The sequence below is a fragment of the Pseudarthrobacter sp. PS3-L1 genome (assembly GCF_030063285.1).
Classification (GTDB): Bacteria; Actinomycetota; Actinomycetes; order Actinomycetales; family Micrococcaceae; genus Arthrobacter.
Window position 1 is genome coordinate 586,621 of sequence record NZ_JASISU010000001.1, and the last position, 13,532, is coordinate 600,152.

The 13,532-nt window shown below is 61.5% G+C and carries 14 protein-coding genes and 1 pseudogene; 10 read left to right on the forward strand and 5 right to left on the reverse strand.

Going from position 1 to position 13,532, the window contains the following annotated elements; genetic code table 11:
* Nucleotides 1-94 precede the first annotated feature (94 nt).
* Nucleotides 95-814 (forward strand): AAA family ATPase, encoded by a 720-nt coding sequence (locus QMG79_RS02720; protein ID WP_283537026.1) that lies wholly within the window; start codon nt 95-97, stop codon nt 812-814.
* 4 nt (nt 815-818) lie between these two features.
* Here the strand turns inward: QMG79_RS02720 and QMG79_RS02725 are convergent, their stop codons facing one another.
* Complete coding sequence (locus QMG79_RS02725; RefSeq protein ID WP_283537027.1) at nt 819-1,352, reverse strand: GNAT family N-acetyltransferase; 534 nt, start codon at nt 1,350-1,352, stop codon at nt 819-821.
* Nucleotides 1,353-1,443: 91 nt separating this feature from the next.
* Between QMG79_RS02725 and QMG79_RS02730 the strand changes: the two genes are divergently transcribed.
* The 4 genes and pseudogenes from QMG79_RS02730 to QMG79_RS02745 all read left to right on the forward strand — a co-directional run.
* The gene (locus tag QMG79_RS02730; protein WP_283537028.1) at nt 1,444-1,770 is read left to right on the forward strand and encodes an ArsR/SmtB family transcription factor; all 327 of its coding nucleotides are present in this window, start codon (nt 1,444-1,446) and stop codon (nt 1,768-1,770) included.
* Nucleotides 1,767-2,486, forward strand: coding sequence for a cation diffusion facilitator family transporter (locus tag QMG79_RS02735; RefSeq protein WP_283537344.1), 720 nt, complete (start codon nt 1,767-1,769; stop codon nt 2,484-2,486). Before QMG79_RS02730 ends, QMG79_RS02735 begins: the two co-directional genes overlap by 4 nt.
* Nucleotides 2,483-3,181, forward strand: a complete 699-nt coding sequence (locus QMG79_RS02740; RefSeq protein ID WP_283537029.1) for a DsbA family protein — start codon at nt 2,483-2,485, stop codon at nt 3,179-3,181. Before QMG79_RS02735 ends, QMG79_RS02740 begins: the two co-directional genes overlap by 4 nt.
* A 33-nt stretch (nt 3,182-3,214) precedes the next feature.
* Nucleotides 3,215-3,565: pseudogene (locus QMG79_RS02745) on the forward strand (MepB family protein); the annotation flags it as partial.
* A 35-nt stretch (nt 3,566-3,600) separates the two neighbouring features.
* Here QMG79_RS02745 and QMG79_RS02750 read toward each other — a convergent pair.
* Nucleotides 3,601-4,797 carry a TerC family protein gene (locus tag QMG79_RS02750; RefSeq protein WP_283537030.1) on the reverse strand — a complete coding sequence of 399 codons (1,197 nt, stop codon included), beginning with the start codon at nt 4,795-4,797 and terminating at the stop codon, nt 3,601-3,603.
* 352 nt (nt 4,798-5,149) lie between these two features.
* On the opposite strand from QMG79_RS02750, the gene fdhA reads away from it, so the two are divergent.
* The 3 genes from fdhA to QMG79_RS02765 all read left to right on the forward strand — a co-directional run bounded on the left by fdhA (nt 5,150) and on the right by QMG79_RS02765 (nt 8,350).
* Nucleotides 5,150-6,361, forward strand: coding sequence for a formaldehyde dehydrogenase, glutathione-independent (fdhA, locus tag QMG79_RS02755; protein ID WP_283537031.1), 1,212 nt, complete (start codon nt 5,150-5,152; stop codon nt 6,359-6,361).
* Between the two features lie 73 nt (nt 6,362-6,434).
* Nucleotides 6,435-6,797 carry a GNAT family N-acetyltransferase gene (locus QMG79_RS02760; protein ID WP_349357242.1) on the forward strand — a complete coding sequence of 121 codons (363 nt, stop codon included), beginning with the start codon at nt 6,435-6,437 and terminating at the stop codon, nt 6,795-6,797.
* Between the two features lie 191 nt (nt 6,798-6,988).
* Entirely contained in the window at nt 6,989-8,350 is a 1,362-nt protein-coding gene (locus QMG79_RS02765) for an MFS transporter (RefSeq protein ID WP_283537032.1), read from the forward strand.
* A 35-nt stretch (nt 8,351-8,385) separates the two neighbouring features.
* Here QMG79_RS02765 and QMG79_RS02770 read toward each other — a convergent pair whose 3' ends face one another.
* Entirely contained in the window at nt 8,386-9,642 is a 1,257-nt protein-coding gene (locus QMG79_RS02770) for a mechanosensitive ion channel family protein (RefSeq protein ID WP_283537033.1), read from the reverse strand.
* A 217-nt stretch (nt 9,643-9,859) separates the two neighbouring features.
* On the opposite strand from QMG79_RS02770, the gene QMG79_RS02775 reads away from it, so the two are divergent.
* Both QMG79_RS02775 and QMG79_RS02780 read left to right on the forward strand, forming a co-directional pair.
* Nucleotides 9,860-10,840, forward strand: coding sequence for a 2-hydroxyacid dehydrogenase (locus QMG79_RS02775; RefSeq protein ID WP_283537034.1), 981 nt, complete (start codon nt 9,860-9,862; stop codon nt 10,838-10,840).
* A gap of 71 nt (nt 10,841-10,911) precedes the next feature.
* Nucleotides 10,912-11,376, forward strand: coding sequence for an SRPBCC family protein (locus QMG79_RS02780; protein ID WP_283537035.1), 465 nt, complete (start codon nt 10,912-10,914; stop codon nt 11,374-11,376).
* A gap of 21 nt (nt 11,377-11,397) precedes the next feature.
* On the opposite strand, the gene QMG79_RS02785 is transcribed toward QMG79_RS02780, so the two are convergent.
* The gene (locus QMG79_RS02785) at nt 11,398-12,681 is read right to left on the reverse strand and encodes an MFS transporter (protein WP_283537036.1); all 1,284 of its coding nucleotides are present in this window, start codon (nt 12,679-12,681) and stop codon (nt 11,398-11,400) included.
* Nucleotides 12,678-13,154: a MarR family winged helix-turn-helix transcriptional regulator gene (locus QMG79_RS02790; RefSeq protein WP_283537037.1), complete on the reverse strand. Its 477-nt coding sequence runs from the start codon at nt 13,152-13,154 to the stop codon at nt 12,678-12,680. The genes QMG79_RS02785 and QMG79_RS02790 overlap by 4 nt, the downstream gene beginning before the upstream one ends.
* Nucleotides 13,155-13,532: the final 378 nt, after the last annotated feature.

A 13,532-nucleotide genomic window follows, 5' to 3' on the forward strand; every position in this document is an offset into this window, starting at 1 on the left:
TGCTGCGCGCTGCCTGCCCAGCGCCTGCGCCCGCTCAGGAGGGATATGGCCCGGGAGCTTCCCATTGCGTGGGTGCACCCTGTAGCAATGGGAGATGAGTTTTTCCACGTATCCGATTCGTAGCGTCACAGAGCGGACGGACAAGCCATTACCGCGCGGAAGGTGGCCAGCGACGCTTGCTGCCGTGAAACAGGTGGTGGATGAAGGTCTGGACCTGCGGCAGGCCACGGTGATTGTGGGCGAAAACGGGGCCGGGAAATCCACCGTTGTGGAGGCGATCGCAGCCGCCTATGGACTCTCGCCGGAGGGTGGCTCCACAGGTGCACGGCACAGCACCAGAGTCTCCGAATCAGTGCTTTCCCATCATCTGCAGTTGATCAGGAACGTTGGGACCAGCCGCCGGGGATATTTCCTGCGCGCCGAGACCATGCATGGCTTCTTTACCTACCTGGAGGATAATCCTGGCCGGGTCCCCGATCCGGTGTTCCATGAAATGTCCCACGGGGAATCCTTTCTCGAAATTGTGAAAGAAAGATTCCACGGTCAGGGGCTGTGGGTGCTGGATGAGCCGGAATCGGCCCTGTCGTTCCAGGGTTGCCTGGGCTTGGTGGGGCTATTGAAGGAGATCCTGGCCCAACCCGGATCCCAGTTGGTCATGTCCACTCATTCGCCGCTCCTTGCCGCGCTACCCGGAGCCCAGATCCTCGAAGTTGGACCGTGGGGCTTGCGGGATATGGCATGGGAAGACCTGGACGTTGTCAACCATTGGAAATCGTTCATGGCCGCCCCGGAAAGATACCTTCGGCACCTCTGACGCGTCAGATGATCTCAGTTGGCTCGCTAGGGGGCTCAGTGCTCAGTTCCCGATGCATCCACGTGATGTCATACCAGGTGGAATTTTTCCAGGCCGCCTTCGGGAACGTCCCGATGGCAATAAACCCAAGGGACAGGTGGAATCGTTCACTCGGAAGGTTTGGTTGGGCAATTCCAGCCATGACCGAATGGTAGCCACGCTCGTCCAGGCGGGTGAGAAGGGCCTCATAGAGTGGCCTGCCAGCGCCGGCGCCGCGCGCATCCGAAGCAAGGTAAACGCTGACCTCGCTGGTCCACCGGTATCCAGGGCGTGGCCGGAATTCGCTGCCGTAGGCGAAACCTCGGATATGACCATCGTGCTCAAGAACAAACCACGCATGCTTGCGCAGGGCACGGGTTATTCGCTGCTCCATCTCCAAAACTGACGGCGGAAAGGTTTCCATCGAGATAGCTGTCGTGGAAACGTAGTGTGCGTAGATGTCAGCGCAGGCGGCGGCATCTGCCGGACCAGCGAGCCGCACGTGCCCGGCGTAGTTCATTGGTCAATTTTACGCAGCAGACACGGGTCCGGGGAACAGACGTTCGAAGTACAGGAATGCGTGAATACAGGATTTTCTGTACTCTAATCGAATGCGGATACTGACAGATGCTCCCGTCCTGGCTCGGTTCGGCTACGCCGTCTCCGACCCCACCAGGGCCCGTGTCCTCCTGGCCCTCGCTGACGCGTCCAGCTATCCATCCGACCTGGCCGATTCCATCGGAGTCACACGCCAGAAAATGTCGAACCACTTGACCTGCCTGCGGGGCTGTGGATTGGTGGTGGCTGTTCCGGACGGACGGCGTAGCCGCTACGAACTTGCGGACACGCGCCTTGGTAGCGCTATCCGGGACTTGATCGGCGTCGTCCTTGCTGTGGACCCTGGGTGCTGCGCACCTGACGGGGCATGCCTGAAATGAGCGCCCTTACGCACACGCCAGTGGGGCCGGATGTCCGGCGGCGGGCTGTCCTGAGCCGTCGGATCCAGTTCTTCGCTGCCGCCACCATCACCTACAACGTGGTGGAAGCGATCGCGGCGCTCTGGGCCGGCAACGTGGCTGACTCTTCGGCCCTGATCGGCTTCGGCCTGGACTCCGTGATTGAGGTGACCTCCGCCGTAGCTCTGTCATGGCAGTTTGCTTCCCGCGATCCCGCGCGCCGAGAGGAGCTGACACTGCGCATCATCGCACTATCGTTTTTCGTGTTGGCCGCCTTCGTCTCCTTTGATGCCGTCCGCGCACTCGCGGGCGGAACACCCGCTGAGCACTCACCAGCGGGGATAATCATCGCTGCTCTCAGCCTGGCCATCATGCCGTTTCTGTCCTGGTTCCAGCGACGAGCCGGCAGGGAACTTGGATCCAGGACCGCTGTGGCCGATTCCAAGCAGACGTTGCTCTGCACGTATCTGTCAACGGTGCTCCTGCTGGGATTGATTCTGAACAGCACGCTGGGCTGGTGGTGGGCCGACGCTGGTGCCGCGCTGGTGATCGCAGCCATCGCCGTTCGTGAAGGAATTAACGCCTGGCGTGGCGAGGTCTGCTGCGCTGTCGCGCCAGCCGGCAGCAGCCAGCACGCAAATATCCAACAAGTCGCGTGCACCTGTTGCGCAGCGCCCTTCGAGAGGCTCGAAAAATGACCCACCAGCCCACCCGTACCGAACCTGACGCATCCCGCCGGGAGCGGCGGATCCGCGCTGCTATCTGGGCACTGTTGGCAGCCATCGTGGCCGTAGGGATCGTCTGGTTTATTGTGGCCAGCAGCGGCAACGAGCCAGAAAGTGCCCCAACCACCGCGCCCATCAATGCGCAACTGGTGCGCGACAACAGCCACCGGGTGACGGCACCGGCAGAGGAAAAAGCCCAGTTGGTGGAATTCCTGGACTTCGAATGCGAGTCCTGCCTGGCGGCAGTGCCCCTCCTGGAGGAGCTAAAAGCCGAATACGGGGATCGCGTCACGTTTGTTCACCGCTACTTCCCGTTGCCTGGGCACCGCAATTCGGGCACGTCCGCCGTGGCGGTTGAGGCAGCAGCCCAGCAGGGAAAATACGAGGAGATGGCTGACCGCATGTTTGCGACCCAGCAGGAATGGGGCGAGGGTGGCGAGTCGAAGGCGCCGCTGTTCAGGACCTATGCCGAGGACCTTGGCCTGGACATGGCGGCATATGATCGTGCGGTTGTCTCCGAGTCCACGCGGGATCGTGTGCGCGAAGACGTGGCTGACGGTACGGCATTGGGCGTCTCAGGTACGCCTACTTTTTTCCTGAACGGCAAAATGTTGGTCCTGGACAGCGAGGAGCAATTCAGGCAACTTCTTGCGGATGCTGTCCGTTGAAACCCGCAGTCGTTTCTCGGCGGTAGGCTCACACCTGTGGAAGACGGTGCGTTCCTGGCATTCTGGCGCCGGACGGACGCTGGAGCGACGGCCCCTTTTCGATCCGCAGACCAGGATGGACCCGTGGTCCTGATCGGGGAGCTCGGGCGGCGCGGAGTGTTCCGCTGCACAGCCGAGCATCTCGAAAGCCTTGGCATGACCGAATCTGCTGCTTACCCGGGAAAGCGCGGGTTCCGCGTTTATCCGGCCTGGGCCACAGGCCTGAATCCACAGGCGGCCCGAACGCAACGGGCGCAGTCCGCAGCATTTTTTGCTGGTCGACGTGCTGAGACCCATGGCCCGGCGCACCTGGCCCGGCACAAAAGTGCCAGGCTGCCCCGCTGAAGGGGCCGGCCGGCGTCGTGCGTCGGCGACAGAGGCTACTTTTTGCCCGCCCTGACCTGCGCTTCATCGTGTTCAGCGTGGGCTTTCTTGAGGAGGCCCACAAATTCTGTTTCGTGGTGGACAAGGCGCTTGTACTTCTCGGGAAGCTTCCGGATCTGCTCTTCTTCGCGACACATGCGGGCGAAGATCTTGTCACGGTCCCCCATATCCGTCTCATAGGTGAGGTCCAGGTACTCGGTAGCGTGGCGCCGTGCTCCGGATACCGCATTCTTGGCTTTGCCCTTGGGACTGAAAAGCGACGCGATGACGGTGATCACCAGCACGCCAAGGATCACTGTCAGTGAGAGCCCGGTGCTGATCTCGACCACGTTGACGTGTTCGCCATCATTGATGAAGGGCACATTGTTCTCATGGAGTGCGTGCAGGATCAGCTTGACGCCAATAAAGCCCAGGATCGTGGCCAGTCCGTAGGAAAGGAAGATCAGCCGATCCAGCAGGCCGTCGATCAGGAAGAACAACTGCCGCAGGCCCATCAGCGAGAAGGCCGTGGCCGTGAAAACGATGTAGACGTTCTGCGTCAGGCCGAAGATCGCCGGTATTGAATCCAGTGCGAACAACAGGTCCGTGGCACCGATGGCGATCATCACCAGCAGCATCGGGGTGAGGACCTTCTTGCCGTTCTCGATGGTGAAGAGTTTGTCGCCGTCGTAATGCTCCGACGCCGGGAGGAACTTTTTCGCCCACCGGATGATCAAGGAATCCGAGTCATCGTCGTGGTTATCCGGCTTGAGGAGGTTGCCTGCCGTGATCAGCAGGATCAGGCCGAAGATGTAAAACAACCACGCGAAGCTGTTGATCAGCGCCGCGCCAAGGAAGATGAAGCCGGTCCGGGCGATCAGAGAGAAGACGATGCCAAAAAGCAACACCTTCTGCTGATCGGCGCGCGGGACCTTGAAGCTGGCCATGATGATCAGGAACACGAAGAGGTTGTCCACTGACAGGGCCTTCTCCGTGACGTAGCCAGCAAAATATTCGGTGCCCATGGTGGTGCCGCCGAACAGCAGGACACCGACACCAAAAAGGAGCGCCAGGCCCACATAGACAGCAGACCAGATGGTCGACTCTTTCAGCGTGGGGGTGTGGGCCTTGCGGACGTGGAAGTAGAAATCAAAGACCAGCAGGCCAATGATCGCACCTACCGTGAGGGTCCAGACAAGGGGAGAGACCTCCATGGTGCGCCTTTCTTGGGGAAAGCGAGAAAAGGGACGACGGCGGTGGCCGTTTCCGGTCCGGTGTCTCTTGCCAGAATACCGGGCTGTCTCGTGGTGCAGGGGCCAGCCGCTGTCACGGCAGTGGGCTCAACGGTGGTGAATCTGGGTCTTCTGCGCTGCGAGAAAAAATCTTCAGCCAAATACCTATAGACCTCCCTGACCTGCGTACCTAGACTGGCGTGAGCTCCACATCCCCACATCCCCCACGGTAATGCCCGCTGCAGGATGTTGGGTTTTGGGGTACGCATCGAGACGTTTCACGCTGTAACCGGCCCTTCAACGATGAGGGCTGGTCGGTATTAAAGGAGACAAGATGACAGGGAACAAAGCCGTTGCCTACAAGGCCCCGGGCCAGGTAGAACTCATTGATATTGATTACCCCACGTTTGAACTCAAGGACGGTCCTGGTGTCAACCCGGCCAACGTGGGGCGTGCAGTCAACCACGGTGTAATCCTCAAGACCGTGGCCACCAACATCTGTGGCTCGGACCAGCACATGGTCCGTGGTCGCACGACAGCTCCGGCCAACCTGGTTCTGGGCCATGAGATCACTGGTGAAGTCGTGGAGGTGGGCAGCGATGTTGAATTCATCAAGGTCGGCGACATCTGCTCGGTGCCTTTCAACATTGCCTGTGGCCGCTGCCGGAACTGTAAGGAACGTAAAACAGGCATCTGCCTCAACGTGAACCCGGACCGCCCGGGCAGCGCCTATGGCTATGTGGACATGGGTGGTTGGGTTGGCGGTCAGGCGAACTACGTTTTGGTTCCCTACGCTGACTGGAACCTCCTGAAATTCCCGGACCGGGACCAGGCGCTTGAAAAGATGCTTGACCTGACAATGCTCTCGGATATTTTCCCCACCGGTTTCCATGGTGCGGTCACAGCGGGCGTTGGTGTCGGGTCCACCGTGTACGTGGCGGGCGCTGGCCCTGTTGGCCTCGCAGCAGCAACCAGTGCGCAGTTGTTGGGCGCCGCCGTGGTTATTGTGGGCGACATGAACGAGGACCGGCTTGCCCAGGCCCGCAGTTTCGGTTGCGAGACAGTAGATCTCACGAAGGGCGGTCCAGCGGAGCAGATTGAGCAGCTGCTGGGCGTTCCCGAAGTGGACTGTGGCGTCGATGCGGTGGGTTTCGAAGCGCGCGGACACGGCCACGACGCGAAGGAGGCGCCGGCAACGGTGCTTAACTCGCTGATGGAAATCACTGCTGCTGGTGGCGCGCTGGGCATTCCCGGTCTGTATGTCACAGGCGATCCAGGTGGCGTGGACAGTGCAGCCCAGAAGGGTGCCCTGAGCCTGAGCCTCGGCACTGGCTGGGCCAAGTCACTGAGCTTCACCACGGGCCAGTGCCCGGTGATGAAGTACAACAGGCAGCTCATGATGGCCATCCTGCATGACCGCGTGAGCATTGCCAAGAATGTCAACGCCAAGGCGATCACCCTGGAAGAGGCCCCGCGCGGTTACGCGGAGTTTGACGCTGGCGCAGCTACGAAGTACGTCCTTAACCCGAACGGCTACCTCGGATAGAAAAAGTAGGACCTTGTGATGGGAACGGGTTAGCCTCTTCGGTAGCAGCCCGTTCCCACCACAAGGAGATCCATTGACTCACAGCACGTCCATAACTGAGATCACTGTCCGTCATGTTCCCGAGCGTGGGCAGTTTTCGCTTCTGGACGGCAGCCGTGAGATCGGGAAAGCTGCCTACAGGGAGTACACGGTGGGCGCATCACCGCAGCGCATTTTCTACCACACAGTGATCAACCCGGACTTTGGTGGCCAGGGCCTGGGCAGCATCCTGGTCACGCACGCACTCGACCAGACGGTGGCGGCTGGAATCGCGCCTGTTCCCGTCTGCCCCTTCATCAAGGACTTCATCACCAAGCACCCTGAGTACGCCAAGCACTCAGATGACGTGGCAGCCGAGCACCTGCAGTTCCTTGAGGACTCTTTGGCAGGCGACTGAGAGTCCTGTTTGGCGAGCTCGTTCCCCCCGACTGATGCCGAAGCCGGATTCTGTCTTTACCTGCGACGCCACCCTATGCTGCCCGTCCCAGTAAGGCTTTTGGCGCCCAGTGTAGGAGGCTGCGTCCCCTCCGCAGACACCAAGGGACCTGCGATGTCATCCGAGGCTCCGGAGTGGGCCAGACTATTATCGTGAGTAACCAACGGAGGACAGCGCTGGCCCTGACGGGCCTCAGCCTGGGCGCATCGCTGAACCCACTAAACTCCTCCATGATCGCCGTCGCGCTGGTGCTGCTGCGAAGTGATTTTGGACTCAGCGTGGCCGCCGTAACCTGGGTTGTCACAGCGTTCTACCTGGCTTCCGCCGCAGGCCAACCCGTGATGGGCAGGTTGGCGGACCGTTTTGGACCGCGCCGGATGTTCATGTTGGGAATGGGCCTGGTGGTTTTCACGTGCGCTGTGGCGCCGCTGGCGCCGAACTTTGCCCTGCTGTGCGTGGCACGTGCGGTGATGGCGGTGGGTACTGCCACCGCGTATCCCAGCGCGGTGATCATGGTCGGCGCGATAGCCCACCGCGCCAGGGTTGAACCGACCAAACCCCTGGGCAGGCTCCAGATGGCAAATACCTCCGCTGCGGCGGTGGGCCCTGTGGTGGGTGGCATCCTGGTGAGCCTGGTCGGGTGGGAGGCGTTGTTCCTGGTCAACGTCCCGCTGGCAGTGGCTGCGCTGTTGCTGGTCAGGAATGCAGCGCCAGCGGATCCCGTCCGGGAGCCCAGCAGGTTGTCTGCGCTGTTACGGGAATCGGACATCCCCGGAATCCTCAGCTTTGTTGGTGCCCTGCTTTTGGTGATGATGGCGGCGCTGGACGTGGCACCTGGGTACCGCTGGTTGATGCTGGGTGCTGGAACCCTGATGGCAGTCCTGTTCGCCTGGCGTGAGCTGCGCTTCAGCCATCCGTTCCTCGACCTGCGCCTCCTGGGAAGAAACCGGCCGCTGTTGCTCATGTACCTGGGCTTTGCCGTGTTCAGCAGCGTTTACTACTTCGTGTTTTTCGGACTGCCCCAGCTGCTGGAGGAGGCAGGCGGCTACGACCCTGGCCTCGTCGGGCTCCTCATGCTTCCCTTGGCCACCATGTCGGTCCTTGCGACTCCCCTGGCCGTCAGGGGAATCGTTCGGTATGGCGTTCGCCCGATCTTGTTGACCGGCGTCGGCCTCCTGACCTTGGCCGCCGCCCTGATGTGGCTACTTACTGGAGCCCTGTCCATCCCGTTGGTGATCGCACTGACGGCTCTGATGGGAATTCCGTACGGGATGGTGGGTATCGCCTCAAACCAAGGAATGTTTGCTTCCGTCCGTCCCGAGGAGCGCGGTGTTGCAGCCGGTATCTACCAGACGTGCCGGTACGTTGGGGCCATTACAGCCACTGTGATGATCGGGGTTTTTGCGGACGACGGCGTTGACGTGGCCAGTTGGTCCCGGATGGTACTGGCGATGGTGGTCCTCTGCGTGGTGACGTTCGCAGTGAGCCTCCTCTGGCGGCAGCGCACGGCATAACCAGCGCACGGCATGACCCGCACGCTGCAGCGAACCTAACCCTGCGAGGCGATGTTCTTTTCGCGTTCCTCGAAGGCATCATTGCCAGGGCCACTGAATGCCCTGGAACGCTCCACGGCCTCGATGGATCCGGTGAACAGGGCCGAATCGTGCGGGTCTGACGCCGGCCGGGACGCACTGCTGCTCGTCGAATCGGGGAGCGGCGGCAACGGTGAACCGCTGGTCGGATCCGTGCGCTGGAACGGCGTGCCGTCGTCGGACGCTGCCTGCTCCCAGCGCTGGTGGGGCAGCCCCTGCTGGTACCCGTCACGCAAGAACAGGACCATGGCTTCGCGGACTAGGCAGCGCAGGTCAAACAGCGCTGCGCTGTCCGCGGCGCTGACCAAAATGCGGATGCGGACCACGCCGGCTGTGGCATCAGTGATTTGCAGGACACCCGCGCGGTGGTCCCACAGGTCAGTGCCCGCGAGGACGCGCCGCAGCTCAGTCCGCATGTCTTCTATTGGAGCGCGCCAGTCGAGGTCCAGTTCCACGGTTCCCATGATCTCGGACTGACGGCGCGTCCAGTTCTCGAAGGGTGTTGTGGTGAAGTATGTCGAAGGCAGGATAAGCCTGCGCTCGTCCCACACCTGGACCACTACATAGGTCAGGGTGATTTCCTCGATCCGACCCCATTTTTCCTCTACAACCACCACGTCATCAACGCGGATTGCATCAGTGAAAGCCAGCTGCATGCCGGCAAAAACGTTCACCAGAGACGTTTGCACAGCCAGGCCTGCAACAACCGAGATCAGGCCAGCGGACGCCAGGATACCGGCACCCAAGGCCTGGATAGCGGGAAAGGTGAGCATTGCGGAACCGATGGCGAGCACCACCACCAGCGCAACCACGATGCGCCGCGCAAGGATGAGTTGGGTCTGGAGCCGGCGGGCCCGCCTGTTGTCCACTGCCTCGGCAGAGTGCCGGCCCAGGATGATGGATTCCACAATCAGCAGGGCGGCAATGGTAAGCCACGCGAAGGAGCCGATGAGAGCGATCAGGAGGACATGGTCTACAGCTCCGTGCCACGGCTCACTTGCGGCTGTAGCGCCCACTGCGATCCGCACACCGGCCAGGCAGAGCACCAGCTGCAGTGGCCGGCGCGCTATCCGCGATGTTGCCTGAAGCTCGGGCCGGCTCCGGTTGACGCGGAGGATAATTTTCCGAAGCGCCCATGACAAAACCAGGCCGGCGGCCACTGCGAGAATCACGGATAAAACGGGAACGGCGTACTGGAGTAGGTCTTCCATCATCCAAGCTCTATCAACTTCCGGGCCAAGAAGCCGAATTCAGTGGTGCGCGACACGGCCCAGCATCGTTTACCGATCCTAGCGCTCGGTGTGCACCACGGCCCATGGGGGAGTGGGAAAAATCGACGTCATGAGTCGGTTCGATGGCGGAGCTCAGATAGGTTGGAGGCTGAAAGCGCGGAAGTCAGCCATAAGGCGGGCCCCAAGTCAGGAAGGCATCATGACGGATCCAGAAACTCGCAGTGCAGGGACCTCAAACGGCGAGGCGCCACGGCGGCGGCTGCGGGTGAGCCTGCCGGATCAGGAGCTTATGGACGCACTGGAACCAATGGACGGTGTCGACTTTGTCTTTTGGGACCTGAAAAGCCCCGCGCCGGAAGGCCACCTGGATGTCCTGGTGCCAGGCTATATGGGTGCTGCAGAGACCATGACGGCGCTCAGGGGAGTGGATGTGGGATTGATCCAGAGCCAGTCCATTGGGTACGACGGCGTCTCCGAGGTACTGCCCGACGGCTGCGTTTTCGCCAACGCCGCCAGCGTCCATGAGACCTCGACGGCGGAACTCGCGGTGGGCATGATCATCGCCAGCCAACGCGGACTTCCGGACTTCGTCCGCAACCAGGCGAAGGGGGCCTGGGACAACACCATGCGCCCCAGCCTCGCAGACAGAAAAGTCCTCCTGGTGGGCTATGGGGGAGTTGGCAAGGCCATTGAAGCGCGTCTTGCTCCTTTCGAAACCGTTGTGACCCGCATGGCCAGCCGCGAACGTCTTGACTCCGCCGGGACGATCCATGGCATAAGCAGTCTCCTGGAGCAGCTTCCCCTGCACGAGATCGTGGTGGTCAGTGTGCCCCTGAGCGAAGCGACCGCCCAGTTGGTCAACAAAGAATTTCTGGCAGCGATGCCTGACGGTGCCCTTCTGGTCAATGTGGCCCGCGGCCAGGTGGCAGACACGGAGGCGTTGCTGGCCGAAACCTCCTCCGGCAGGCTCAGGATTGCGCTGGATGTCACGGACCCGGAGCCGCTCCCTGCGGATCATCCGTTGTGGACTGCCCCAGGTGTGCTGATCAGCCCACACGTGGGCGGTGCGAGCACGGCGATGTTCCCACGCATGGTCGCGTTAATCAGGCGCCAGATCGGGTTGCTGCAGGCGGGCAAGGATCCCGTAAACGTGGTCTTGGGTGCGCCCCGGGAGAGCTGAGCTCCTGCCCCGTTGCGCGGCCGGTAAATAGGCTCTGTTCATGGGCCTTGATGGGGCCTACGCTTAGCCCCATGGCAGCCTTTGAAGTCCGGCGCAGCACCGTCATACCAGGCAGCGCGGACAGGATTTTTCCACTGGTGAACAACTTCCATGAATGGGCGCGATGGTCGCCCTGGGAGGGTGCTGATCCGGGCATGGACCGTCGCTATTTCGGCCCCGACTCCGGAGTGGGTGCTGGCTATGCGTGGAGCGGTAATCGCAAGGCGGGCAGTGGAACCATGGAAATCGTAGAGTCAGTTGCACCAGATGTCGTCAGGGTGCGTCTGGAATTCACGAGGCCGTTCAAGGCGCTGAACTCAACAAGTCTGACGTTTAAAGCTGTCGCGGGCGGCACCGAAGTCACCTGGCTCATGACGGGTGAGAGCAAGGGAGTTGCAAAAATCTTCAGCCTTGTTGTTCCGATGGACAAATTGGTAGGTCCCGATTTCGAAAAGGGCCTGGCATCCCTGGCAACAGTTGCTGGCCACCCGGCGTGATGTGACCACAGGCGGCACTCGTCACGCTGCATGCTCCCTACTGGTGCTTCTTTCAGCTGCCGATCTGCGGCGCATTGCATGCCGCAGCGTGGTGCGTAGGGTCAGGTGATTGCGATGGCTGACTACCACCACAGCGGCCAGCCCGGTCAGCAGCACCAGGATTCCGCCGGTGGAAACCGCCCAGCGGGCACCAAATTCTGAACCGATCCACCCCATCAGGGGCGCGCCCACGGCAGTTCCGCCCTGCAGGATCGCTAGGTAGAGCGCCAGGACCCGTCCCCGGAACGCCGGTTCAACAGAGAGCTGGATGCTGGTGTTGCAGCTGTTCAGGAAGGTAATGGACGCGAGGCCCACGGGGATCAGCAGAGCAGCATAGATCCAGAATGAGGGGGAGATGCTGCTGAGGATGGTGAAGAAACCCATGCCCACAGCGCCGCCCAGGAGAAGCCTCAGGCGTGGTCCGGACCGCCTCGCTGCCAGAAGCGCACCGGCAAGCGTCCCCACGGCCATGATGGACCCTAGGAGGCCAAATTCCCCTGGTCCCATCGAGAACACAGTGGTTGCCATGAGTGCGTTGGTGATTGCGAAGTTCATGCCGAAAGCGCCCAGGATTCCGACCATGACCATGATCAGCATGAGATCTGGCCGGCGCCGCACGTAGGCGACGCCCTCGGCTACCTGGTGTTTACTGCGGCTGATGGGCGCGGGCGGTGTGAGTTCAGAGGTACGGATCCGGAACAGGGAGAACAATACTGCCGCAAAGCTCGCGGCGTTCAGCAGGAATACTGGGCCGGTGCCCACCCAGGCAATGAGGACACCAGCGATTGCGGGGCCAGTGAGCCTTGCCGTGTTGAAGGAGGCTGAATTGAGGGCCACCGCGTTGGAGATATTTTCCTGCCCCACCAGCTCCGAAACGAAAACCTGGCGTGCTGGGGCATCAATTGCGCTCGCGATCCCGAGGCAAAGGGCTGCAAGGTAGGCATGCCAGAGCTGGGCTGCGCCGGTAACCACCAAAAGACCCAGTGCCAGTCCCGTCAGGCCCATGGCCAGCTGGGTCCAGAGGAGGATGACGCGTTTGCGGAACCTATCCGCCAGGACTCCACCGTACGGACCCAACAGCAGCATGGGAAGGAACTGCAGGCTTGTGGTGATCCCTACAGCTGTTCCTGAGTTGTTGGTCAGAACTGTCAGCACCAGCCAATCCTGGGCAACCCGTTGCATCCAGGTTCCGATGTTGGAGACCAGCGCCCCGCCTGCCCAGATGCGGTAGTTGCGGTTTTCCAGGGCGCGGAAGGTAGCGCTCACTTGCTCGCCATTTCCTGCATGATCCGGGCCGCCTGGCCAAGAATTCGCCGGTCTTCACCGCTGAGCACAGCCACCCGCTGGGCGAGCCACGCTGTTCGCTGGCTCCGGACTTCGGCAATCACTGTCTTCCCGGCATCCGTGATGGTCACCCTGACCTGCCGGCCGTCCGCCGGGTTGGTTTCGCGTGAGACGAAGTGCAGCTCCGTGAGTGCATTGACGATCCGTGTCATTGACGGCGCCTGGACGTGTTCCAGGTCGGCCAGGGCCCGCAGGGTGAGGGGGCCCTCGTGGTTCAGCTGGGCCAGTGCGGTGTATTGGCCGGGGGTGAGGACTTCGCCAGTGGCTTCGAGGCGAAGCCTGCGGGACGTGCGCATGATTGCGGTCCTGAGGTCTATCGCCAGCGTGTCCGGTGGGTCTGCGGCCACTGCGCCGGGATCTGTAACCGGGACGATTGTTTGATGTGTGCTGGTCATGCGGTTTGGTGCGCCTCCCGAAAAAGCTTAGCAATGCTAATTAGCCTCGCTAATAAGTATGCTCCTTTGATTGGGCGGGTCGCAAGTGACGGGTCGCAAGTGACGGGTGGCAAGTGATGGGTTGCAGGGCCCTGGGAGGCGTCCCTCCGTTCTTCAGGAGGAGAGCCGCATCCACGTGAAAACGGTCCAGATCGTCACGGTGTTGGGTGTTGGGTGTTGGGTGTTGGGTGTTGGGGGTTGTCAGTACGTTAGATCTTGAGGTCATTGACAGTGCACGGCCTGTCTGGCGGCGAGGTGCACTGCCTTGCCTGTTGGATTTTTTGAGCCAGCAGCGTCGGAAATGGCTTCTGTACTCTTGTGCTGTGATCCCCGCTGGGG